Raw genomic sequence first — 24,782 nt, forward strand, 5'->3', positions numbered from 1 at the left:
AAGCACGGAAAGCCTTTGGGGGTGTTCTCGAAGCTCTGGGGGGTTTGGTCTTGGGGATGAAAGGCCACAAAACTGTCACAAGCAATATCGACACCGATGACTTGCATGCGTTTTCCTCCTAGAATGGAATCGTCAAGCCGCTGACCGTCGGGACTGTCTTGTGTACAGGCTCTGATGCCTTAGATAACGTCCGACCTTTGGATCAGCTTCTCAGGCCCGTCCGATCTGAGTGACGAGCTCTGGCTCTTAGCTTTCAACGGACTCTGGGGCCTGAGGGCTTGACCAAGTTCATTGTGCGCTCCAAATGAACTCAACACACAAGCTTTCAGCAAAAAGCTCACCAAAAGGCTTTGGCAAACAGAAAACAAAAAGACACAAGCTGAGAGCCACTCAGAGTTTCAGTTCAAAAGGCAGCCAGAAAACTTTCCTTATTGCTGACGGCTGATGGCTGATCGCTCTTGGTGCTGGTATGGCCTGACAGCGACTTTGCGCTTACCCTGGTGGATTTCTGAGGGAACATCCTGAGGCCACACACCTGACCCTTCGCTTGTGTTTGTTCGGGATGTGGTCACTTGCTTGTCAGGCCAATGGCATGCCAAAAGACCATTGATGAACTGAAAACCTGTGGATTTTGAGGTGCAAGGTGTTGTCTGGAAAAGCGGTTGATTTTGGGCCGACTCCAGATCGGTGAATCCCCTCTTGCATTTCGAATCGATTCGAGTTAAAAATGTTCATAGATTCCAATTGAGCACCACCCACAGTTGATCTGGTGGACGGTCCATGCTGTCCACTTTCAAGGAGGCTTCGAATTCGAATCGTTTCGATTGAATGGACTGTTCCCCCACAGCCCTGACCGCCCCAAAGCCCCACCTGCCCACCACTGGTTTGCAGGTTCCCTCCACTGTTGTTTCAGGAGAAACGCATGAAAAAAACCTCTGCTGTTCTGCTTTCCGGATTCATGGCCCTTGGTCTGACCTCTTCTCTGGCCTCCGCCCAGAGCGTCACCACCATCACCGGGTTTTTTGCCGACACCAACTCCAACTGGGTCAACATGCAAGACGATGTCGGCAAGGAAATCACCAAACGCACCGGGGTGCTCCTCAAAGCCGAATTTGCCGTAGGAGACCCCGACCAGAAGATCAACCTGATTGCCGCCTCGGGTCAGTATCCTGACATCATCGCTCCAAAAGGTGCAGCAGGGGTGTTGATCGATGCTGGAGCCATGCTTGATCTCACCTCCATGATCAACAAGAGCGCCCCAAACATCAAAAAAGTCATTGGAAACCAGCTCAACCGCATGAAGTTTTCCAACAAAGATCAGGGCATTTACTTCATCCCCAACAACGACACCATCGGACAGGTGTACTTCGACAACGATGCCTGGTTCAAGCTGCAACTCGGGGCATTGAAAGAACAGAAATACCCCAAAGTCAAAACCCTCAAAGACTTTGAAAAAGTCATTGCCGATTACGTCAAGAAACACCCCAAAACCGCAGACGGCAAGCCCACCATCGGTTTGACCCTGCTGGCAGACGACTGGCGCTTCGTGATCACGGTCACCAACCCTGCCTTCTGGGCCACGGGCGGATGGGACGACGGCGAATGGTACGTGGACCCCAAAACCTACAAAGCCAAACCCCACTTCTTCAAACCCGAGGAACGCGAATACTTCAGGTGGCTCAACCACATGAACGACATTGGCCTGCTGGACAAAGAATCCTTCACCCAGAAGTACGACCAGTACCTCTCCAAGATCGCCTCTGGTCGGGTGGTCGGCCTGATCGATGCCAACTGGCAGATCGGAGATGCCGTCAACTCTCTGAAAGCCGCAGGCAAATTGGACCAGATGTACGGACGGTTCCCTGCTGTGCTGAAAACGGGAATCAAAGCCGCTTACAACGCACCCACCGGCTTCCGTGGCGGTTATGGCGTGGGGATCACCAAGTCTGCCAAGGACCCCGCCAAGATCCTCAAGTTCCTTGACTTCTTGTCCAGCGATGAAGGCCAGATCCTCAACAACTGGGGCATCGAAGGCAAGCATTACCGTGTGGTGAACGGCAAACGCGAATTCCTTCCCAAATACGAAGAACTTCGCAAGAAAGACCCTGCAGCCTTCACCAGAGAAACCGGCATCGGAAACTACAGCATCTCCCTGCGTTATGGCGACGGGGTCAAAGACAAGAGTGGCAACTACTACACCACCAATTTCCCAGAGCAAATTCTGGACGGCTACACCGACGCCGAAAAAGCTGCCCTGAAAGCCTACAAAGTCAAATTCTGGGGCGATTTGCTGCCCAAAGCCAACCAGTTCAAACCCATCCCGTGGGCTGCTGCATGGTCCATTCCGGTTCCTCAGGACAGTGCACTCTCGGAATTCTGGAACCGTGAACAGGAAATCACCCGCAAATACATCCCCAGAGCCATTCTGGCCGATCCCAAAGACTTTGATGCCATTTACGACGAAATGCTGAACGTGATGGACAAGCAACTCAGCAAATACAATGACCTGATGACCCAGTTGGTGCAGGACCGCCTGAAACTCTGGGGTGTGCTGAAGTAACCCCTGCTTCTCGCCACCCCCTGCTTCTCGCACGCTTGAAGCCGCCCCCCTTTTCAGGGGGACGGCTTTTTTCGGGTCCAGTTATTCCTGCAATTTGCCGTCGATGATGTGCACCACCCGGTCACACAGGTCCAGCACCCGGTCATCGTGGGTGACCATCACTGCGGCCCTCTGCTGTTGGTGGACCTGTGCACGCAGCATCTCTACCACCTCCCGGCCCCGAGCCCCATCCAGACTGGCGGTGGGTTCGTCTGCAAGCACCAGACCGGGGTTGTTCATCAGGGCTCTGGCAATCGCGACCCGTTGTTTCTGCCCTCCAGAGAGCTGATCTGGATGGTGATTCCTGCGTGCAGAAAGCCCGAGGTCTTCCAGCAGTTGATCTGCCTGCTGATCGATCTGTTTCCCTGTAAGCCCAGCCAGACGGGGGACCAGAGTGAGCTGCTCACGGACGGTCAGGTAGGGAATCAGGTTGCTGCTCTGGAGGACAAATCCGAGGTGTTGCAACCGGAACCCCGGCAACTTGGATGGGTGCAGGTGGGTGATGTCCTGTCCTTGAATCAGCACCTGTCCGGTGGTGGGCTTGAGCAGGGCACCTGCAATAGAGAGGAAAGTGCTTTTTCCGCTCCCACTCGGGCCTTTGACCGCCACCAGTTCACCGGACTTCACGGTGAAATTGGTGGGATACAGGGCAACAATGGTCTGGCCTGCGTCCATGTAGGTCTTGGAGACCCCTTGCAGTTCCAGAGCGGTTTTCAGTGGGGTGGAGGGTGTCACATCAGAAAGCATGGTGTAGGTCATGGTTTTTCCTTTCAAGAAGCAGTGCCAATGGCAATCAGGGGATCCACTCTGGCAATGCTGCGCAAACTCAGCAGGCTGCTCAGCAAAGCGACCAGCACCAGCAGGCCAGAGGCCGAAAGCACCGTGGACAGGGTGAGTTGGAAGGGCATCCCCTCTGGCAGCAGGGAAACCATGCCAAGGGTCACCAGAGCAGCCAGAACCACTGCCACAGTGGTGAGCATCAGCATCTGGGCAATCAAACTGGTGGCAAGGGTGCGGGTGGTGGCCCCAATCGCTTTCAGGAGGCCGAACTGGCTGGTTTTTTGCAGGGTCAGCACGTAGAAGAACACAGCCATCACGAAAGCGGCCACCACCACCAGAAACACCTGAATCATGGTCAGGCTGCCCAGTTCTTCTTTGTAGCCGGGCAATTCTTGCAGGGTTTCTGCGCGGGTCAGCATTTTCACGCCCTCTGGCAGCTTCAGGGTTTCAGCGGGATCTTTGAGGGCCACTGCGCTGAGGGTCCCTCTGGCCCGAGGGTTGAGGGTGTTCCAGACCTTGAGGGTCACGAAAACCACAGGCTGGTGGTTCAGTCTGGCCTGCCCGGTGAACCCGAGCACCTTGAGGGTTTCCCCTCCCGGTTTGAGGGTGAGGGTGTCACCGACCTTCACTCCTTCTTTCTGGAAAGACTGGTCGATCACTGCCCCTTCACTGTCTGCTGCAAGGGCAGTTCCTTCAGAGGCTCTGGGGGCCATGAACGATTCAGGGTCCAGTCCGAGCATCACTGCACTGAGTTGTTTTCCCTGATGGTTCAGGCTGATGAAACTCTGGGCCAGAGGGGCCACCTGCCCCTCTTTCTGGTCTTGCAGGGTTTTCACGGTTTGAGGATCGATGAAGGAGCGGTTGAAGACCCCTCCAGCATCTGTGGTGGTGATGAAGTGGGTGGCTGGCGTGGTCAAGAGAAGGGCTGCGTTGTCAAACGACAGCCCCCGTGTGAGACCCGTCAGCATGAACACCATGAAGGCGATAAGGCAGACGATGCTGCCCAGCAAAAAGGAACGGAAACGGTGGTGCTGCAATTCGCGCAGGGCTAGGAACATGATGATTCTCCTGTGGTCCTTGAATGGACAAAACGTGGTGTCCACCTGCCAGAGGTCAGGTGCAATTGGAATGGGATTGACTGATCAACTTCAGAATAGTCATGATTGACTATTCACTTTTGACTGTAATGCAAATTGGCAAAATGGTCAAGTCTGGACTATTCTGGGGGCATGACCCCCGATCCCAACACGTTGCTGCTGCTTGGTCTCCTCAAAGGCGAACGGCAACACGGGTACCAGTTGCACGACTTCATCGAAAAGAACCTCGGGCACTTCACCGACCTGAAAAAAGCCACCGCTTATGCTGCTCTGGACCGACTGGAAAAAAGCGGCCTGATTGAATCCCACAGCGAACAATCCGGCAACAGGCCCACCCGCAAGGTGTACGGCCTCACCGAAAAAGGCGAACAGCACTTTCTGGACCTGCTACGGGTGCACCTCTCACAGCCCGATCCCATGCCCGAGTACGGCAACCTCGGGATGCTGTTCATGAACCAGTTGCCCCACGCAGAAGTCCTCACCTTGCTGCAAGACCGGGCCAAACTGCTCGAAAAACAAATTGAGGGGCTGCACAAAGTCCCTGTTCACGAAGGCAGCATCGGGCGGGGACTGCTCGGGGTGGATTTGACGGTCTCCAGACAACTGAACCTTCTGAAAGCCGATCTGGCATGGCTGCAAGACACCTTGCTGCGTTTGTCCGTGGAATGAGAGGAGCCAAAAGAAACCTCTGGTGCCTGAATCACCCACCCGGACAAGTCAACTTTGGTTTCTTTGCCAAATGCTTGAAATCTGCCCCTACCTTCTGAGAAGAAAATTCAGTTTGGCCTGAGATGGGGATGCATCCCAAGAAAAACCCTGGCGAACCTCCAAATCTTCCGTCCTCAACCATTTGGAACGTCAACGGCAAGTGCTCTCTCCAATCCTGGGTGGATTGATGAGAGCACTTGGAATTTCAAAAATGCAATAAACCCATCTCACTCCATTCAACGGTCTCCACATCATGAATAAATCATCATTGACAACAAAAGGCACCCAAAGGTGCCTCATAAAAAATACAAAATAGATGGCTCAATTCATTTTAAGACCCCAGCGCAAAGTGATTCATCACAGCAACCAGAATGGGCAAAAACGCCAAAACAACACCCACCAGCACCCATTTTTGGTGTTTTTTGACATATCGATTGTAAATCGTTAAATCATTGAATTGATACAGAGCCATCAAAGCCAGCGGAAGATAAATGGGCACCCACTTGTGAAGCTCAATCTTGTATTCCAAGTAGAAAAAACCAGCTGCCAAAAGGGAAGTCAGTGTAGCCTGAAGCGAAATCATCAAACCTACAGGCTGACCAGCAGAAAATCCTCTGTCCAACCACTTGTCTTGTGGTAATCGCCTTTTGATTTCGCTTTCTAAGGTCAGCATTTTTTGAGGCACAACAATTCCGTGCTTTTCTCCATTTTTCAAGTGAAACACAACCCTATGGATACAACCGTTAAGCTGATGGTAAAAAACAGCCTTTTCGATCTCGCTCCAAGACAATTCAAACCAACCCAGACGATCCCTGCTTCTGATCCCATTGGATGTAAATTCAATTTTATAATCAGAGAAAGCAGGAGAATTGAGAGGGTTCTCAAAAAGGCCGTAAAAAACGGGGGTGCAGCCCAACCAAACAAAGCACCACAACAAACCCCATTTCACATGCCCATCCAGCAAAAGTCCCACAGCCAAACTGCAAACCAAAAGCAGTCCTAGAGCAACATAGGACAAGATTTCTTTGAGGTTCTGTTTTTTTGTGGATGGTTTGTTGAATAACGAATTTCCCATGAAACCATGGTACCCCAAACATTGCAAACCATCCACAAGGCTCCCAAGGATTGAATCTGAGCTTGTCTGATTGAACGGGAACAGAAAAAGGAGCCTTTTCAGGCTCCTTTCTTCATTCAAGGGTTCAAAAACGCCCTCAGCACAGGCAATTCCCTGTCCGAGAAATCGAAAAGCACCTGATGGTCCGACCCATGGCCTATCACTCCTTGAAAGCACCCAGCACAGGCAAAGCTTTTCCTTCAAAGTCGAACAAGGCCTGATTTTCCCAGCTGGAACCCGAGGTGTCCTCTGGGCCTGTGGAAATCCATTCTCCACCCCAGTAGAACACCCCTGTGCGGTGCTTGCCCTGCACGGATTTCAGGGCAGCAATCAGGTCTTGAAGCATCTGTTTCTGGCCCTCTGGAGTGGGTGTATAGGTGGCAGGAAGCTGCTCAGGAAGGCCAATCACATTGTTGGTCCAGTCGTTCCATGCCAGAGTGAAAGGGTAAGCGGTCTCGGCCAGAATCACGTCCTTGTTGTAACGTTCCATCAGGTCACGGACATTCTCTTTGAGTTTGTCCAGAGGTCCATGCCAGTAAGGGTAGTAAGACAGGGCGATGGTGTCAAAAGGCACCTGACGCGCCACCAGTTTGTCGTAAAAGTTGCGGGCTTCGGTGTTGCTGCCCCCCTTGTCGATGTGCACCACAATGCTGGCATCTGAGCCTGCATCTTTCACACCAGAGATCCCTGCTTTGATGAGGTCTGCAAGCTGATTCCACTGCTTGTCGGTGTTGAAGTCCTGCTCTGGATGGTACACGCGCCCCTCGTTCCAGAGCATTCCTGCTGAAATTTCATTGCCGATTTGCACCATGTCTGGAGGGGTGCCCTGATCGATCAGGCTCTGGACCACCGAACGGGTGTACTGGCGCACCGCAAACTTGAGTTCAGTGAGATTGAGTTTTTTCCATGCGTCTGGTTTGGTCTGGTGGGCAGGATCCGCCCAGAAATCCGAGTAATGGAAGTCCAGCAGCAACCCGAGCCCAGCATCTTTGGCCCGTTTTGCCAGTTTCAGGGTGTCCCACTGGTTGTTGTAGCCCTCCGTGGGATCGTTCCAGACCCGCAAGCGCACCTGATTCACTCCGCTGTCTTTCAGGGCTTTGAAGAAATCAATGGGCTTGCCTTCAGGGTCTTTGTAGACCCCGCCTTTGTCTTCCACCCGGGTCACGTAAGAGGCGTCTGCACCTCCTATGAACTTGGGAAGCGGGTCAGGGGTTCGGGCATTGCTGCAACCGACCGAGAGGGAAACGAGGGCAAGGGTGATGAGGGGTTTTTTCATTGGGGGGTCTCCTTATTGGGAAGCAGAAGGCCAAAGGCAGAAAGCAGAAGGCATGAAAATGAAAAGCTCAAGCTTTCGCTGAATATAAGAACCTGGATGGGACCAGCAGCATCTCACAAACTCAAAAGGCCTTCTGCCTTCAGCTTTCTGCCTTCTGCAGCACGCTCCTGCGTGCGAACCTGCACTGTCTGAGCAGGCAAGCCCTGTGCTCTGGCGGTTACGGTCACGGTGCCGGGAATCCGGGTGCTGCGAAGGTACACGGCCCCTTGACCTCCGGGCAGGACCAGAGGGTGCTCACCGACCAACACACCGGGGCCATCGATGTCCAGCAGCACTGGACCCCATGCGAAAGGCAGGGTGTTGCCGTATTCGTCGGTGATGCGCAGGGAAAGGCGGGTGAGGTCTGCCCCATCGGCATGGATCACCGGGTCATCGGCCTCGAAGACCAGTTTCTGGGGGATGCCGTCTGCAGCAAGGTGATGGGTGGCGACCACTTCAGACCCGAGGTATCCGCGCAGTTCCAGTGCACCGAAATTCTCGCCCCATCCGCCAGAGATGTTCTGCATTTTGAAAGGGGGGTATTCGAGGTGCGGGTATTCGTCAGTGGCCCTGACCGCCTCGCCTTCCAGTTTGCCCGAGACGTACACCTCCACACGGTCCAGGTTGGAGAAAATCCACACCGGACTGATCAAGCCCTCGTTGACATCCCCCCGGGTCCAGTAAGTCGCCGCGAAAAGGACTTTTTTGTGCTCTGGGGATTGCTGGCTGGCGTACAGGTGGGCGGCAAATTTGGGCTGACGGAAGATGTCCATCACCCCGTGGTAACAGATGCGGTCTCCGCTGCCGAAAGTCGCGTGGGTGTTGTAATCGAAAGCGCACCATGCAATGCCCCCAGCGATCCCCAGAGCCCCGATCTGGTTCAGGATGCCTGCGTGTTTGAGGGCGTGGGCCACCACCCGTTCTTCCTGATCGAAACTCTTGGTGGGGAACATGTGGCCGGAATACTCGGTGACCAGATACCGGGGGGCACGGTCATGGTATGGGGTGAGGGTGGCTGCGAAATCGTTCATGGTGTACACGTCTTCGAGCAGTTCACTGCCAAAGAAGCACCGCACCCCTCCGGTTTGCCGGGTCGGATCAAGGTCGTGCACCAGACGGTTGGTGCGGGTGTAAAAGTCGGTGTGGTCCGGGCTTTCATTGACCCGGGCCCCCCACAAAACGATGGAGGGGTGGTTGCGGTCCCGAACCACCAGATCATGCAGGAGGTCCACAGACAGGTCCTGCCAATCCTGATCTCCGATGTGCTGCCAGCCCTGCATTTCCGTGAACACCAACAGGCCGATTTCATCGCAGCGGTCCAGAAAGTGCGGGCTCTGGGGGTAATGGCTGGTGCGGACCATGTTGCAGCCCAGATCGAATTTGATCAGGTCGGCGTCTTTTTTCTGCAAACGCTCTGGGGCAGCAGCACCAATGTAGGGGTAGGTCTGGTGGCGGTTCATGCCCCGCAAAGTGACTTTTCTGCCGTTCAGGTAATAGAAACCGTCCGTGCGGAATTCGCTTTCACGGAAACCCACGCGGGTGTCCAGACGGTCTCTGGTGCCCAGATGCACTTTCAGGGTGTAGAGCACAGGGTTTTCGATGTCCCAGAGTTCAATTCCGGTCAGGTCCAGCAACCTCAGGGTGTGCACTGAGGGGCCAGCTTCGAAGGTCCGCACCTCCTGCACAACAGAGACCGTTTGCCCTGTGTGATCCTGCAATTCAACGGTCAAAGCAACCTCCTCGGGGATGATTCCGGTGTTCAAGGCGGTCACTTCGATTTCGGCAGAGGGAAGGCCCGAGAGCACATCCTGCCCTTTAAAGAACACGTTTTCGATGTGCAGGGGGTCCAGCACTTTCAGGTGCACTTCGCGGTAAATGCCTCCAAAGGTCATGTAATCCACAAGGTTTCCGAAAGGCGGAATGTCTGTGCGTTCTCTGGAATCCACCCTGACAGCCAGCAGGTGGGTTTTTCCGGGCACCACATGGTCGGTGAGGTCCACCTGAAAAGGGGTGAATCCGCCCCGGTGCTCTGCAAGTTTGACCCCATCGAGGAACACCTCGGCAGCCAGCATCACCCCATCGAAATGCAAGATCAAGCGCTTGCCAGAGAACGCCTCTGGAATGCTCAGGTCGCGGCGGTACCACGAGATCAGGCTGTACTCGGCCTCGGTGAAATTGTGGTGTGGGACTTCCTTGACGGTGTGCGGAACACTGACTTCTGTGGAAGGGCCAGTGTACTGGCGGGTGGCAAACTCTGGATGGTCTTCAGGAATGAATTCCCAGTGGGTGTTGAGGGGGAGGTGCAAACGTGACATGGGGCTCCTTGTTTGGCTTGTAGGGTGTGGGAGGGGGGGCAAAAAGCGATCAGCGGTCAGCAGAAAGATTTTGTGAAGCGTTGGCTCTGGATCAGCGAAATCCCATACGGATACCATCCAGCCAAGGTTTGCCTGCATGCGCACAAAAAGCCTGCGCCAAAGCCCTTCTCACTGAAAGCTGACGGCTGACCGCTGATGGCTTCATTCCTTCACCGCACCACTGGTCGAGCCAGAGATGAAAATTTTCTGGAAGGAGAAGAACAAGAGCACAATCGGCAGGGCTCCCAGCACCGAAGCTGCGGTGAAAGGTCCGTACTGCACGGTGAACTGGTTGCTGGCGAAAGAACGCAGGCCCACCCCGATGTTCCAGTTTTCAGCGCCGGTCAAAAGCACATTCGCCAGGAAGTATTCGGCGTAAGACCCGATGAACTGCAGCAGGAAGATGAAGACCAGCATCGGGCCAGAGAGGGGCAGGATGATTCTGGTGAAGGACTGCCATGGGGTGCAACCATCCACCAGAGCGGCTTCGTTGAGGTTGTGGGGCAGGCTTTCCACGTAGCCTTTGTAAATCCAGGTGGCGAAAGCGATGATGCCTCCGGTGTAGGCCAGAATCAGGCCAGAGAAGGTGTTGACCAGTCCGAGGGTGTTCATCAGGCTGTAAATGGCGATCAGACCGAGCAGACCGGGGAACATTTGCAGGAAGATGATCACCATCAGGAACTGCATGCGCCCTTTGAATTTCATGCGGGCCAGAGCGTATCCAGCGGTGGTGGTGAGTGCAAGGGTGACCAGTCCAGTGAAACCCGAGATCAGCAGGGTGTTCCTGACCCACAGGAGGAATTTGGAGGCGGGATTGTCGGTGGTGAATTGGGCAGGGCTCAGGGTGATCACGAACAGGGCCACCAGTCCAAGGGTCACGTAACCCATCACAGAGGAGCGTTTTTCACTTGCCGCACCTCTGGCACCCACAAACCTGAGCACCTGTGAAGCCAGAAAAACCACACCAGAGAGGATGAGTGCTCCCCACTGCCACGCCTGCACCTGCACCCCTTGAAAGAGGCTCTGGTAGTTGGCAAAACTCAGGCCGGTCAGGGAAGGCAAAACTCGGGCACGCACCAAGAGGGGTTCCTCGGGGCCACCCAGAGATGCCTGACTCAGGCGGTTGAGGGGGTCAAAGGAAGCGGCCAGCACGTAAATGACCGGGTAAAGCACGGCCAGAACCGTCACGACCAGAACCGCATGGGTGAGGGTGGACAGGAACACGTTCACGAAAGATTTCTGGTTTTTGCGGGCAATCAGGAACATGACTCCAGAGACCAGCAGCACCAGCAGCACAAACCCGAGCACCACGTAAAGCCATCCTCCGGGCTGAAAGTAGATGGCGAAAGACGGCATCCCAACGGTGCTTTTCAGTTGCAGCACTGTGCGGATCAGGAAGACCACCATGACCAGCACAGCCAGCCAACCCAGAGCGGTTTTGACTGGAGCAGGCAACGTCCAGCCTGAGTTCTGGGATTCGGTGTTTTTGGCTTCTTTGAAGACCCCGGACACGCTGAAGTTCACCACGGAAATCAGGACGGTCAGCACCCCGATCACCACGGCAATGGCACTGGCCAGTCCGTACTGCTCTCCCCCACCGTACACAAAGGCGGTTTTGTAGGCCCAGGAGAGCAAAATGTCGGTGCTCTGGGCGGTGGGATCGTCCACGTTGATGGCCGGTCCGCCACCCGTCAGGAGGAAAATCAGGGTGATGTTGTTGAAACCCGCCGCAAATGCAGACAATGCAATGGGCACAAAAGAGGTGGAAAGCATGGGCAGGGTGATGTAACGGAAGCGCTCGAAAGGGGTGGCACCATCCACCTCCGCAGCCTCGTAAAGTTCGTCTGGAATGGTGGACAGGCTGCTGAGGGTGGCGGTCATGAAGTAGGGGAAGCTCATCCACAAACTGACCAGCACAATTGCGGTTTTGGCCCAGAGTGGATCTTCCAGCCAAGGGGCCGGGTTCATGCCCAGCATCCCGAGCAAACGGTTCACGGCACCAAAGTTGGTGTTGAGCAGCACCTGCCACATCTGGATGGAAATGATGGCCGGAATGGCCCAGGGCAGGATCAAAATCGAACGGTATAAATTGCGGCCTCTCAGTTTTTTGTTGTGCAGCAAAATGCCCAGCAGTGCCCCAAATCCGAGGTTCACCGCAGTGGTGATGAGGGCGTAAAGCACGTTCCAGCCCAGCAAAGGCAGCAGTTGGGTGCGGGCTTTCCCGAGCACCTGTTCGTAGTTCTGGACGCCCACAAAGCTGACCTTGTTCACACGGCGCACCGTCTGCGCCGAGAAGCCCTCTGGCAAGGCTTTGACCAGGGTGACCGCCTGACCCGAGGCCGCAGCAATTTCTGAGCGCACGGTCACAGGGTTGCCCTTCTGGACCCCTTGAATTTCCAGAATTTCACCCACGCACTGGCCCTCTGGGCAGCGCAACTGGGTGATCTTTTCGCCAAGCTGCAAGGTGTTGCCTGCAAAGGTGGCGGTCATCTGGGTGGAACTGTCCGGACGACCCGAGTGGGCAGCGGAATAATTGGTGAAGCTGTAGTACACGGTCATCGCCAGCGGATAACCGGTGAAGGCCAGCAAGAAAAGGGTGGAGGGAAGCAAATACATCCACGGACGGATGCCGGGAAGTTTCCGGTTCAGGAAAAAAGCCACCGGAACCATCAAAGCTCCGGCCAGCAGCAGGGCAATCCAGGTGGGCAACTGGTAACCGGACAGCAGGTGCACCAGTTGCACCCCGAGGTAAGACAGCAGCACACACAGCCCCAGCAGCAAAGTCAGGGCCAGCACCATCAGGGCCGGGTGGTCCAGTTGGGGTTTGGGTTGCAGGGTGCGTTTCATGGGGGGTCCTCTCAGAAAATGGGAATGGGGAGGTTCATTGATTGAGCCAAGTGCCGAGGGCCAAGTGCCGAGAGCCAAGTGCCGAGAGCCGAGGGCCGAGCGGTCAGTGCGAAGCGGCGACCCAGCGCCGTAGGGGCCGTCCCCAAGGCGCGTAGTCAGGGTCAAGAAGGCCGCCCCGCAAGCACGTTTTAAGACCAAGAGAGGGCAAAAAGCATGCAGAGGCTTCAGCTTCGGAAATTCCATAAAGCCATTGCCAAAGCCCTGCAGATGCTCTCGGCTCTGGGCACTCGGCCCTCAGCCCTTATTTGCCCATCTGCGAAACGGCTTTGCCCAGCAACCCCTGAATGTCCGCATTGGCGGTTTTCACGCTGAGGGTGATGGCGTTGTTCCAGGGGCTCCAGACGCTGCCCATCTCGGGGATGTTGGGCATGGGGGTGCCTGCGGCGATGGCTGCACCGAATCCAGCAACCACCGGATCGTTTTTGAGTTTGCGCACAGCCGTCTTGGAAACCGGGATGCGTCCGCCGATGGTGTTCATGTCGATCTGGTTCTGGCTGTTGGTCAGGTACTTGGCAAGCTGCGCTGCTTTGGTTTTGTTTTTGCCGTAAGCGTTCATCAGGATGCCCTGAATGCCCACGAAGGGAGAGAATTTGCCTTTGGCTCCGGTGGGTTTGGGGGGCACACCCACGCCGTAATCAATTCCCGCCTTTTTGACATCGCCGATGTCCCATGGGCCAGTGAGCCACATGGCCAGTTTGCCTTTGGTGAACAGGTCTTTTTGCACGTCGGTGGCTTCGGCACCTGCGGGGATCAGGTTCTGTTTGAAGCGCATGTCGGCAAGCAGTTGTGCCCCTTTGACGGCTCCAGCGTTGCCCAGACCGATGTCGGCAGGGTTCAGGCTGCCATCGGCCTTCTTGCCAAACACGTAAGCCCCCATCGCGGAGTAGAACCCGTAAACGGTGTAAGGCAGGGTGATGTTGGTGAGGAAACCAAACTGCTGGCTCTGGGGGTTGGTGAGTTTCTGGCTGGTGGAAATGAAACTGCTCCAGTTTTTGGGAATGCCTCCGGGCAGCAGTTTCTTGTTGTACACGATGGCAACGGCTTCACCGAAAGCGGGAAAACCAAACAGTTTGCCGTTGTAGCTCATGGCGTCCAGAGCGCTCTCTGGGGTGTCGCTTTTGGTTTTGGCGTCCAGGTATTGGGCCACGGGTTCCAGCACTCCAGCCGTGGCGAGGGCTCCAACCCGGTCGTGGGGCAGCAGGCCGAGGAGGTCCGGTCCGGTGCCTGTGGGGGCACTTTGCTTCAGTTTGTTGTCGATCTCGTTGTAGGGAACGACCACCACATCGACGGTGACTCCAGCCCCTTCTTTGGTTTTGGCAAAGTCTCTGGCGGTCTGGGTGAGCCATTCCAGCTCTTTTCCATCGAGTCCAGTCCAGATGGTGAGTTTTTCGGCGTGGGCGGCACTGAGGGCGAGCAAGACGGTCATGCTGAAGAGGGTTTTCTTCATGGGACAACTCCTGTTTGGTTTTGAGAAAACGATTTCGCTTTTCTTTATGCGCTTTTCTCTGGATTTTGTCAAGGGCTTTCCCTTATTCCGCTTGCCGAAACCCCCGATTTAGGCCGATCCAGAGCGAAAACTAGGCTAGGATTTTTGTGACCCAGAGCAACCCAAGGCCATCTTCTTGACCTCGGGTTCAAACTCGGGTACATTGAGAGAAATCGGTTTCGCAAAGTTTGGGAAATCGATGCAAGAAGGCGAGGCATGCCTTCCTGTGCAAAACAAGGGGTCGCAGTTGCCCTGACCCCAAATTCTGGCCTCTGGGCGACGCACATCTGAGATTTCTGCCACTGGGCGAGGCATGCCTCGCCCCTACAGGCCATATCTGAGATTCCTGCCATTGGGCGCAGCACGCTGTGCCCCTACAAAGCCCTCAGCTCTCGGCCCTGTGCCCTCGGCAGGCAAAGCCTCCTCGCCGTGCTACAGTAAATCCTGTTCCCCATTCCCTCTGGCATCCTGCCAGTCCCAATTTTCAGGTGACCATGACCATCGTGACCATCAAAGACGTTGCCAGAGCCGCCGGAGTCAGTTCGGCCACCGTGTCCAAGGTGCTGACCGGAAACAGTCCCGAGTACCGGGTGTCCCGTGACACAGTAGAACGGGTTCGCAAAGCCGCTGAGGAACTGGGTTATGTGCCCAATGTCAGCGCACAGAACCTGCGCAGCAAACGCAGTGGAATGATCGGGGTGGTCCTCAACGAGTTTGATTCCTCGGGCCGGTCCATGCACCTGCGACTGAATTCACAGATGGACAGCATCCAGACCGTGCACCTGACTTTTGATGGTGCCCTGCTTTCAGGACTCACTGAAGCGGCACGCATCCACAACACCGCTTTTGTGGTGTATCCCGAGTCCACCCATCCCTCTGAGGACATCGCCCACCGTTTTCTGGATGGCCGGGTGGAAGGTCTGATTTTGCGCACCAACCCCACCATTCAGCACCCCCTTTTGACCAAACTGGATCCCAGACGCATCAAAATGATGGCGCTCTGGACGCAGGATGTCCCGCCAGGTGTGGGTTACGCTGACATCGACCATAAAGGTGGAGCAGCACTGGCCACCGAGCACCTGCTGTCTCTGGGACACCAGAAAATTGCCTTTTTCGGACCCGGTGAGAAAAGCCCGAACCAGCACTTCAGCATGCGCCATCAGGGGTATCAGAACGCCCTCAAAAAAGCAGGACTCACACCCGATGAACGTCTGCATACGGAAGATCCCCAGACCATCCTTTCCCTGTTTCAGAACGGCGAAGTGACCGGAGTGGTGGGAGCAACCGATTTGCAAACCATCTTGCTGCACAGCGATCTGGTGCAAGCAGGCATTCGGGTTCCAGAGGACCTCTCTCTGGTCGGCTTTGACAACATTCTGGGTTCTGAGTTCATTGCAGGGGGTCTGACCACTGTGCACCATCCGACACAGGAAATGGCAGCCGCAGCCATGAATGGCCTGATGGGCCTGATCCGGGGCGAAACGGTCTCCAGGTGCCGGACGGTGGTCCCCACCCACATGGTGATCCGCAACACCACCCGAGCCCTGAACCCCTAGATAGGGTTTTCCCTGATGAAGCCTTTCAAATGGGGGGCTTATGATGCCAACATCGCAAGCAGGATGTCATGAAGAACGAACTGGTGATACATTGAGCACTAGATGCAAAGGTTCTTCATCAGAAAGGAAGCAGATGGGCACCTATCAATTGACTTTGGATTTCACACAAGAGAACCTCGAAGCCTTGCAACAAGCTGGATACCAGATCGTGGTCCAGAAACCTGTTGCTGGTGGCGGTGCTGAAAGCAATCTGGCATGGATGAATTTCATGCCCTACTACAACAACGTCATCACATGGGAAGAGAACTACCAGTTTTATGTTTCCAACCACGACACGCTCTCACCATCACCTGTCGTAAGTGGAATCCACCCTCCTGCCATGCAAAAAGAAGCCTCAACCTTGGCAAACCCTCAGGTGATTTTGCTCATGCAAAATCCACCTCAGGAAGCCACAACCTTTGAACTCCCTGATGACCTCGGCTGGGTGAAATTCGATCCAGAGCACCTTCAAACCGCCATCCTGAATCCAGAAACCGGTGCAATTGAACCTCAATAAAACCCCTCGGGTGGCATCCCCTGAGTTGTCCTTTCAGGCTTTCTCCAGAGCGGCCCTTTTTCGAGAACCCGAGCGCCGCAAGCGGTGTTCTTCCGCCTGAAACATGCGGGCTTTCCAACTGTGCTGCATGGCCTCTGGGAGGGTGGAACAGTACGCCTGCAGCATCAGGGGCCACAGTCCGGTTTGTTGCCAGTGCCGGTACCTGTTCCAGGGGGTGCGGAAGCTCATTCCGAATTCCTCCTCCGGGAAGTCTTCCCATGCCATGCCAGAAAGCAAAACATGGAGCACGGCTTCAAAGTTGCGTTTGTCTCGGGCGGACAGTTGAGGGATACTCAGCAACATGGCATCCCACTGGTTGCGGTCAAGGGTTTCTGAATCAAAATGGGTCATGTGCTCTCCTGTTGAGGGTGGGGCAGGGGCAGCAAATCGAATCGAAAACGCTTCAACGAATTTAACCATACCCCTTTTTGCTGTCAATGAAAACTGTTTTGGACTTCATCAAAATACAGAGGGGCCACATTTCAAGAATGGAATCGTTTACGGTTTCATGGGCTGCAAAACCTCAATGTGCAGGATCTGATGCCCCGAGACAGAACAGCCTCTGGCATCCCAGAACAGGTTGTGCTGGGGTGTGATCTCCAGACCCTGCAATTTTCCATACACCCAGTACACCGCTTTCACCCATGCGGTTTTGCTGGTTCCTGGCGTCCAGAACTGCACCACACACGGCTCTGTGGCCCGACGGTATCCCTCCAGCAAATCCACCCCGAATGTGCCCTGAAAACAACGGCAAATGTCCATCACCGTTTCACTGGCCTCCAGAAAATCCTGCTGCCCGTAGCGCTCAGGCTGGAATGCCGCCTCTTTGAACAACATCCCATGCGGCCCCCATTGCCTCTCATCCTGCACTTTCTGCTCGTAAAGCCATGCCAGACGGTGGTTTCCGAGATTCGCCTTGAAGTCCTGCCACTGTGCAAGCGTCACATGGGGACTGGCGCAACTTTCCAGCAGGTCCCAGAGCTCTGGCAACACCTGCCCAAGCGGCAACAATCCTCTGGAATAACTGCCAACTGCACACGTCCGGCCAAGGTGAAACCAACAGGTGCCCTGACTCCAGGGACGGATGGGGTATTTTCTCTGGAGTTCTGCCCAGAGCGCTTCATCAGGGGGTGAAGCTTTGAGGCTTTTTCTGGAATGGATTTTGCGAGGAGGAATGTCCAGCAGGAGGTCTTGCAGGAGGTGCTGTGGCACCTGCAACCCTGAACTGAGCGACACCAGAGCCGAAGACAGACTGGAACAGTCCAAAAGGGCTTCGCGGTCTGGACGGTGGTGGGTGCGTGCAGCATGCAACAGGGTCATGCCTGCCCCTCCATGTTCCAAGCATCCAGCAGGTGGAGGTGCAACCTCTGGGCCAGCATCTGGCAAGCCAGAACCCCCCTGTGGCTGTGTCCGTGTGTGTTGAGGCTGGGAGAATGGACCGCCAACCCGAGTTTTCCGGGGGCCACCGCCAGCAGACCTCCGCTGACTCCACTTTTGGCAGGCAAACCCACTTTGCAGGCCCAGTCTCCCGCACTGTTGTACATGCCACAACTGAACATCACACTGAGCACTTGCCTGACCACCTCCTGAGACACCACCTGCTGGCCTGAAATGGGATGCCTGCCAGAGCCTGCAAGCAGGGCACCCAGCAGGGACAGGTCTTTGACTTGCACTTGCAAAGCGCACAGTTGCAAATAGAAGGTCAGGACCTCCTCGGGATCTTGCTGGACCATGCCCAGATTGCGCATCAGGTGCACGATGGCCCGGTTGCGATGTCCTGTTTGCAATTCGGATTGCAGCACCTGTGGGTTCAGGTGCACAGGATGCCCGAGCACCCTTTCAAACCAACCCTGCACTTCAGAAGGGGCGCTTGAACCATGCTTTTCCAGCAGCATCTGGGCCACCACAAGGGCACCTGCATTCACCATCGGATTGTCTGGTCGGGATTTCCGGTCTTCCAGCCGGATGGAGTTGAAAGGGTCTCCGCTGGGCTCGGTGCCAACGGCTTGCAACACGGCATCAAAGCCACAGGTTTGCAGGGCCAGCAGGTAGCTGAACGGTTTGGACAAAGACTGCAAGGTGAAGGTCTTGGCTGTGTTCCCAACCTGCACGGTCTCACCGTCAGGGAGGGTGATGCTGAGGGCAAAAGTGTGAACATCGGCTTGGGCAAGCTCTGGGATGTAGGCAGGCAAAGTGCCTTGAAGGTCGTCCTTCAAGGCATCGTGCACGCTCTGAAGATGGTGTTTGAGGAGGCCAGATTGGGAAACATTTCGGGAAACAGGAGGGGTCATGTTCATGGCAACACAGGGGGTTCATCCACTGGAACACGGTGGATGGGAACAGATGGTGGGAGGGTTTTGAACGGTGCTCAGGAGGATTGGGCCTGTCTGCCGTCAAAACTTCAAGCCTTGACGGCAAATGTTAGACTGGATGCATGTCTACTGTTGCTGTGACTTTGATCTGTTCTCCCTTCTTGCTGGATGTTGTGGGGTCCTTGCCGGACCAGAGGATGCTGTCAGGATTTCTCCAATATACAAATCTGGTTCGGTGATCGCTACAGTGGACCACTCAACGGACCGCAATCTTGAACCCGATTCAGGAATCCCCATCCTTGAACGGCCTTTTCACCTGCTGGGTTTCTTCAGCCCAGAACGCCCGAGCTGGACACTTTCCGCTCTGGCACGCGAAAGCGGTTTGCCCAAAGCCAGTTGCCTCAGGTCCATCCGGGTGCTGGAAAAATACCGTTTCCTGCGCCGCGAAGGGGACGAATACCGCCTCGGGTCTCAATTCATTCGGCTGGGGGCCTTCGTGCAAGAAAGCTCTCCTTCCAGAGCCATCGCACTCCCCTATCTGGAACGGCTCAGGAACACCACAGGCCATACCAGTCAGTGGGCCGTGCTGGACGGTTCAGAAGGGGTGTACACCGAAGTGGTTCAGGCACAGGCCGGACTCCGGCTGTACATCGTGCCCGGCCAGAGGGTGCAGCTTTACTGTGGGGCCTCTGCCCGCCTTCTGCTGGCTTTTGCCCCCAACAGCGTGCGAGAGCACACCTTTCTGGCTCCTCATCAGCGGTACACCCACACCACCCCGACCTCTCTGGAGGAATTGAAAACACTGGACACCCTGACCCAGAAAACCTGGATGGCGGCCAGTTTTGGTGAAGTGGTGGAACACTCTGTCGAATTGGCTGCACCTGTTTTTGGGGCCAACGGTCATTTTCTGGCTGCCATCAGCATAGGGGCGGCCAGCACCGCCTATCCGAGCGAGCAGGACATCAAAAGGGATTTACACTTGCTGAACGACACCGCTCGAGAACTTTCCCATGACCTCGGGTACAGTCAGGCATGGCTGGGCGATCCTGATTTTTTTCTGACCATGCTGAAAGGCATGCAACTTTTGCCCCTTTGAAACCCTGAAAGGACTTTTGACATGCCCTTTGTGCCTCCTTTTGATTTGCGTCTGGCCCGCCCTGAAGACGCTGCCCTTTTGCTGGATCTGCAAAAACGGTGCTTTCTTTCAGAATCTGCTCTGTATGGCAACATCCCCATTGCACCCCTGACCCAGAGTCTGGATTCCATGCAACAGGACATGCTGCACCACACCATCCTTTGCCTCTGGCATGAGGGGCAACTGATCGGATCGGTGCGTGGAAGGACAGAAGGCCAGACCTGTCATGTGGGCAGGTTGATGGTCCATCCAGACCACCAAGGTCAGGGGCTCGGAAAAACCCTTTTGCTGGACATCGAAAAGCAGTTTCCTGAAGTGCTGCGTTTTGAGCTGTTCACAGGAGAAAAAAGTGCCAGCAACATCCGGCTGTACCAGAAACTCGGGTATCGGGAGTTTCAAAGGCAGGACACGGGCAAGGGCTTTTCGATGGTCTACATGGAGAAAACCCGCACCAATCCCTGAAGCCAAAAAAGCATTCTGAGAAAACCAGAGCTGCAAAGCATTGACAAATCCCTTTCTTGTAATTATTATTTTTACAGGAGAAGTTTCCGCAGTCAGAGGATCCACGTCAAAGTCGCCTTTCAACATCCACCATGTAATCAAAAACCTTACATGAACCAGAGGAGAACCCCATGATTTTCATTTCTGCTGCCACCAGCCAACTTGGACAACACACCATCAAAACCCTGCTGAACAAAGGCATTCCTGCCAGCAACATCGTTGCAGGCATTCGGGACCCCCAAAAAGCCCAGAGCCTGAAAGACCTCGGGCTGGAACTGCGCACCTTCGATTACCAGCAACCCGAGACCCTGGAAGCCGCCCTGCAAGGGGTAAAGAAATTCCTGCTGATCTCCAGTGGCAGCTTCGACAACCGCCAGCAACAACACCTGAACGCCATTCAGGCCGCCCAGAAAGCAGGCGTGAAGCACATCGTTTACACCAGCATCCTGAACGCTGGTGACATGGCTCTGGCGGCAGATCACAAAGCCACCGAACAGCACCTCTTGGACTCTGGCCTGACCTACACCCTCCTGAGAAACGGCTGGTACAACGAAAATTACGCAGGTAGCATCCAGCAAGTTGCCCAGACAGGAGCCCTGTATGGCAGTGCAGGAGCAGGCAAAATCAGCGCAGCTTCCCGTCAGGACTTTGCAGAAGCCGCTGCAACTGTGCTGAGCACCTCGGGCCACGAGAACACCACGTACGAACTGGGCGGAACCGAAAGCTTCACCCTCTCCGAACTGGCTGCAGAAATCAGCAAACAAACCGGCAAAGAAGTGACCTACAACGACCTGCCCCAAGCCGAATACCAGAAACTGCTGGAACAGGTGGGCTTGCCTGCCCCTCTGGCTTTCGTCTTCGCAGACTCAGACACTGGCATTTCCAGAGGTGAACTGTTCACCGAACGGACCGACCTGCAAGACTTGATTGGCAGGAAGACGACACCCATTGCGGAGACTGTGGCTCTGGTGCTCGGGTAAGGATGCACCAAATGATTCACCGAAGATATGTATCTTCGGTGAATCATTTTATATCACTGACGTTTCATTTTTTCATGGAGACATTACACCATTGATTGGGTATTTTGTGGGAACCGTAATTGTATTTATAAAATTACAAGATGAGAAATAGAGGATTTGACAATTATTATTTACACCCCATCCCCATGTGTCACCCATGTCATCTGTGATAAAACGTCCTGATACTCCAGCATCTATCCCCACTGCTTTACGGCCGTTTGGCAAAGCAATCTTTACAGGAGGATAAAACTGGTCTGCGCTCTGTAAATTTGCTTGACCCAGTTCGGAAGCTTTGCCCCAAGCCCAAACTTCTCCTTCTTCCGTACGCACCAAAGTCAGATTCGATCCAACAGCCACTTGAACGATTTTCTGATCATTCAGGACATTGACTTTAATGGGCGTAATGTTGGTATTTGCATTTAAATGCGAGGCTCCCCAGTTCCAAAGTTGTCCAGAGCCATCTAAAGCATACATCACATTTCCGTATCCTTCGATGGCAACAATACCATTCAGGCCAATGATTTGCCCCAATTGGTGGTTCGCACCACCAGGATAGCCTCTAACCAAAGATGTGGTTGAATCAGTGTAAGACCACACAGTACCATCGTTTTTCAATATGACATGTGCCAGTTTTGCAACAGCAAGCATATCTATTGCATCACCAAAATCACCGCCACCAGCACTTATTTTTACCGTCTCGGGTATTTCTGAAACGAGATATGATCCGTATCCAGTTCTATATACATTTCCCCATTGGTATATTTTTCCATCTTCAGAAATAGCTATGCTACGATCCCAATTGACTCGGATTTTTTTGATTTTTTGAAGTCCGGCAACTTTTTTAGGGATTGCAAATTGTGAAAATCTCAATTGATCCATTTTTGTGTTGAAATTGTTGCCTTTTGGAAGATAACCCAGTTGACCATCATCGTTATTTTTCCCCCAACTCCACACTTCACCATTTACATCTAATGCCAATTGATGACTGTTCGTATATGAAGTAAATTCATTGGTTGCTACTTCTTTTATTTCATTCAATCCTAATATTTGACCCAGCTCAAAATAAGGACCATAATCCGTACGAACACCATTACCTATTTGATTGTATATATTACTGCCCCAGCCCCACACAGTACCATCTTCTTTTACAGCCACAGTAAAGTTGTTATTCAGCGTGACAGTCTGTTTTTGAACCAATTTTTTAACAATGGGTGACATTACAGAAGAGGGAACCACCTGCCGGGTCATTTGGGGGTTCTGCCATTCCAATTTCATTTGAGCATCACCTGTCTGATGCTTGAAATCCATCTGAAGGCTGTAACTTTCACCTGCACGCAAAAACATCTCGCCGGAAACAGGCTGGGCTGCTTGTGCCACATCCAGCAATTTGATGCCATTGATGACCAATCGGACTGGAGATCCAGAGGTGATCCACAACGTGTATCTTCCAGATGTGGGTGGTGTGATGCTCCCACTCCAACGGATGCTGTACGTCTCAGGGGAAATGAATGGTGCTGGGCTGTATCCTCCCCAGTTGAAGTTGATCTGGGAGTTCAAACGTTCTACACGCTTCCCTGTGAAGTCAGGGTTGTCAAAATACTCCGCTTTCAATCCCTGTTGCGTTTCTGTGAACGTTGCTCCAGAGTACACTGTTGCAGCAGGTTGAATCACCGAAAATCTTTGCTGGCTTCCATACTCGGGTGCAAAGGTCTTGCTGATGCAGTTCTTGTCGTTGGCATACGCTGGAGTCCCGAGGTTCCATTGAGCAGCAGTACTCACGGTGGCAGCATTTAGTACGGGATCACCACTTGCATCTACACTGGCACTGCCGACCTTCTGGTCGTACAGGTTCCAGTTCAGCACGTAGTCTTTGCGCTCATCCATGAACTGGTTCCATGCTGCCCAGTCCCCAGAGGGCACACTGCTCGGCCAGGTGTAGTAAATCCCTTGACGGCTTAAAAATGGACGGTCCGCAGACACCAGATTGTTGTACCCACGCATTACAAACTTGAACTTTGGCAAAGGATTTACAGCACTTTGGTAGGTCTTGATTCCGGTGGGTTCCTGCACCGTGTAAGTTGCAGCATTCACCTTCAGGATCCCTTCTTGATATGGCATGTTCACCGTCACCCAGTCGGTCTTGCTGACCCCACTGGCATCTTTGTAACTCGCCCAGATCAACTCTTTGCGGTACTGCACTTTGGGATCCAGATAGAACTCCAGAGTGACTTTCTGTCCCGTGGGAATCTGCACCCGATTGTTGTTGATGGTGGGGTAGTAGGTTTGAGTGGCTCCGTATTCCGTAGGCAGCACATCTCCAGCAGCGTTATAAAGCTTGAATTTGTTTCCAGTAGCAGAGAAGATGCGGATTTCAAATTGTTTGAGGCTGTCGTTGTACAGCAAACCATAAATCCCTGAAACGGATGTCACCACGTTGTTGGCAACTGCACCAGTGCTCTGGGTGCCAGAGAGGATGGTGTTGGGGGCATAAATGTACTGGTACATCCACGGTTGGGGCTTGATGGTTGAACCACTGGCATTGAACACATAAGGGTTCATGCTGATGTTGCCAACGGCTGGAAGGTCTGTACTGAAGGTGGAGTAATTGAGGGGGGTACCGTTGTCGTTCAGGAAGAACTGTTGACGCCAGAGGGGACCATTGGAGTTGTAGGGAAAGTTTCCCCCTGCACTCTGGTTGCTGCACACGATGGGGGTCCCTTGGGCTTCGAAGTTGATGTTGGGGGTGGTTTCTGTGTTGGGCGATGTGGACTTACTGGGTGTTTGGAACATCCCACAGGCGGAAAGCCCGAGTGCTCCAAGAAGCAAAATCTTGTGTTTCCAATGGTGCATGTTGGTCCTTTTTGGATGGGAGTGTACACAGAAACCAAAATGGATGAAGTCCATCCATGAATTTCTGTCACGCGAGGCCTGAATGTTCGACAGGGTGGACAAGCACCCCACCAAACACCAATCTATTGGCACTCTGAAAAGTCGGTAGAGTAACGTGGTGGTATGGCATGGCGACCCGGACATCTGAGCCGCATGCAGCTCGAAGAGCGTCGGCTCCACTTCGCTCAGACCTATCTGACAGGAAAATACAACCACCAGCAACTATGTGACTTTTATGGCATCAGCCCTTCCACACTTTTTCTGTGGAAACGTCGCCTCAGACAGTATGGACTGTCAGGTCTGAAAGCGCGCAAACCACCAGGTAGACCTAGAATCCTTTCGGCTCAGCAGCAAGCCCAGTTGCAAACCTGGGTGCAAGAAGTGGCGACCGAACATGGTTTTGCTGATCCCACCT

General features: G+C 54.1%; 19 protein-coding genes. 8 read left to right on the forward strand and 11 right to left on the reverse strand.

Annotation, left to right across the window (positions count from 1 at the left end; all coding sequences use genetic code 11):
* Positions 1 to 922: 922 nt before the first annotated feature.
* Positions 923 to 2,560, forward strand: coding sequence for an ABC transporter substrate-binding protein (locus Q371_RS20650; RefSeq protein ID WP_211253872.1), 1,638 nt, complete (start codon positions 923 to 925; stop codon positions 2,558 to 2,560).
* 81 nt (positions 2,561 to 2,641) lie between these two features.
* On the opposite strand, the gene Q371_RS20655 is transcribed toward Q371_RS20650, so the two are convergent.
* On the reverse strand, positions 2,642 to 3,358 hold the full coding sequence (locus Q371_RS20655) for an ABC transporter ATP-binding protein (RefSeq protein ID WP_211253873.1): 717 nt from the start codon (positions 3,356 to 3,358) through the stop codon (positions 2,642 to 2,644).
* An 11-nt stretch (positions 3,359 to 3,369) separates the two neighbouring features.
* Positions 3,370 to 4,437 carry an FtsX-like permease family protein gene (locus Q371_RS20660; RefSeq protein WP_034344082.1) on the reverse strand — a complete coding sequence of 356 codons (1,068 nt, stop codon included), beginning with the start codon at positions 4,435 to 4,437 and terminating at the stop codon, positions 3,370 to 3,372.
* A gap of 171 nt (positions 4,438 to 4,608) precedes the next feature.
* Between Q371_RS20660 and Q371_RS20665 the strand changes: the two genes are divergently transcribed.
* Positions 4,609 to 5,145 carry a PadR family transcriptional regulator gene (locus Q371_RS20665; RefSeq protein WP_034344083.1) on the forward strand — a complete coding sequence of 179 codons (537 nt, stop codon included), beginning with the start codon at positions 4,609 to 4,611 and terminating at the stop codon, positions 5,143 to 5,145.
* 370 nt (positions 5,146 to 5,515) lie between these two features.
* On the opposite strand, the gene Q371_RS20670 is transcribed toward Q371_RS20665, so the two are convergent.
* From Q371_RS20670 to Q371_RS20695, 5 genes are all read right to left on the reverse strand, one after another.
* Positions 5,516 to 6,259 carry a hypothetical protein gene (locus tag Q371_RS20670; RefSeq protein WP_157442858.1) on the reverse strand — a complete coding sequence of 248 codons (744 nt, stop codon included), beginning with the start codon at positions 6,257 to 6,259 and terminating at the stop codon, positions 5,516 to 5,518.
* A 199-nt stretch (positions 6,260 to 6,458) separates the two neighbouring features.
* On the reverse strand, positions 6,459 to 7,574 hold the full coding sequence (locus tag Q371_RS20675; RefSeq protein ID WP_051964938.1) for a glycoside hydrolase family 53 protein: 1,116 nt from the start codon (positions 7,572 to 7,574) through the stop codon (positions 6,459 to 6,461).
* Between the two features lie 113 nt (positions 7,575 to 7,687).
* Positions 7,688 to 9,928 (reverse strand): glycoside hydrolase family 2, encoded by a 2,241-nt coding sequence (locus tag Q371_RS20680; RefSeq protein WP_051964940.1) that lies wholly within the window; start codon positions 9,926 to 9,928, stop codon positions 7,688 to 7,690.
* A gap of 201 nt (positions 9,929 to 10,129) precedes the next feature.
* The gene (locus tag Q371_RS27330; protein ID WP_051964942.1) at positions 10,130 to 12,814 is read right to left on the reverse strand and encodes an ABC transporter permease subunit; all 2,685 of its coding nucleotides are present in this window, start codon (positions 12,812 to 12,814) and stop codon (positions 10,130 to 10,132) included.
* Positions 12,815 to 13,115: 301 nt separating this feature from the next.
* On the reverse strand, positions 13,116 to 14,321 hold the full coding sequence (locus Q371_RS20695; RefSeq protein ID WP_034344085.1) for an extracellular solute-binding protein: 1,206 nt from the start codon (positions 14,319 to 14,321) through the stop codon (positions 13,116 to 13,118).
* A 533-nt stretch (positions 14,322 to 14,854) separates the two neighbouring features.
* Between Q371_RS20695 and Q371_RS20700 the strand changes: the two genes are divergently transcribed.
* Positions 14,855 to 15,916 carry a LacI family DNA-binding transcriptional regulator gene (locus Q371_RS20700; RefSeq protein WP_034344086.1) on the forward strand — a complete coding sequence of 354 codons (1,062 nt, stop codon included), beginning with the start codon at positions 14,855 to 14,857 and terminating at the stop codon, positions 15,914 to 15,916.
* A 133-nt stretch (positions 15,917 to 16,049) separates the two neighbouring features.
* The gene (locus Q371_RS20705) at positions 16,050 to 16,472 is read left to right on the forward strand and encodes a hypothetical protein (RefSeq protein ID WP_034344087.1); all 423 of its coding nucleotides are present in this window, start codon (positions 16,050 to 16,052) and stop codon (positions 16,470 to 16,472) included.
* 33 nt (positions 16,473 to 16,505) lie between these two features.
* Here Q371_RS20705 and Q371_RS20710 read toward each other — a convergent pair whose 3' ends face one another.
* The 3 genes from Q371_RS20710 to glsA form a co-directional block, all read right to left on the reverse strand.
* Positions 16,506 to 16,862, reverse strand: a complete 357-nt coding sequence (locus Q371_RS20710) for a transposase (protein ID WP_034344088.1) — start codon at positions 16,860 to 16,862, stop codon at positions 16,506 to 16,508.
* Positions 16,863 to 17,009: 147 nt separating this feature from the next.
* Positions 17,010 to 17,831 (reverse strand): hypothetical protein, encoded by an 822-nt coding sequence (locus Q371_RS20715; RefSeq protein WP_034344089.1) that lies wholly within the window; start codon positions 17,829 to 17,831, stop codon positions 17,010 to 17,012.
* On the reverse strand, positions 17,828 to 18,808 hold the full coding sequence (glsA, locus tag Q371_RS20720) for a glutaminase A (RefSeq protein ID WP_051964944.1): 981 nt from the start codon (positions 18,806 to 18,808) through the stop codon (positions 17,828 to 17,830). Before glsA ends, Q371_RS20715 begins: the two co-directional genes overlap by 4 nt.
* A gap of 262 nt (positions 18,809 to 19,070) precedes the next feature.
* Here glsA and Q371_RS20725 point away from each other — a divergent pair, with 262 nt between their 5' ends.
* From Q371_RS20725 to Q371_RS20735, 3 genes are all read left to right on the forward strand, one after another.
* A complete protein-coding gene (locus Q371_RS20725) occupies positions 19,071 to 19,919 on the forward strand; it encodes an IclR family transcriptional regulator (RefSeq protein WP_211253874.1) in 849 nt (282 codons plus the stop codon).
* Positions 19,920 to 19,940: 21 nt separating this feature from the next.
* Entirely contained in the window at positions 19,941 to 20,420 is a 480-nt protein-coding gene (locus Q371_RS20730) for a GNAT family N-acetyltransferase (protein ID WP_051964946.1), read from the forward strand.
* Between the two features lie 170 nt (positions 20,421 to 20,590).
* On the forward strand, positions 20,591 to 21,439 hold the full coding sequence (locus tag Q371_RS20735) for an SDR family oxidoreductase (RefSeq protein WP_034344090.1): 849 nt from the start codon (positions 20,591 to 20,593) through the stop codon (positions 21,437 to 21,439).
* Positions 21,440 to 21,511: 72 nt separating this feature from the next.
* Here the strand turns inward: Q371_RS20735 and Q371_RS20740 are convergent, their stop codons facing one another.
* Entirely contained in the window at positions 21,512 to 24,328 is a 2,817-nt protein-coding gene (locus Q371_RS20740) for a PA14 domain-containing protein (RefSeq protein WP_169743898.1), read from the reverse strand.
* A 162-nt stretch (positions 24,329 to 24,490) separates the two neighbouring features.
* On the opposite strand from Q371_RS20740, the gene Q371_RS27335 reads away from it, so the two are divergent.
* Positions 24,491 to 24,782 (forward strand): helix-turn-helix domain-containing protein (locus Q371_RS27335; RefSeq protein ID WP_034344092.1); only part of this gene is annotated, 292 nt, incomplete at its 3' end.

Source organism: Deinococcus misasensis DSM 22328, assembly GCF_000745915.1.
Taxonomy (GTDB): Bacteria; Deinococcota; Deinococci; order Deinococcales; family Deinococcaceae; genus Deinococcus_C; species Deinococcus_C misasensis.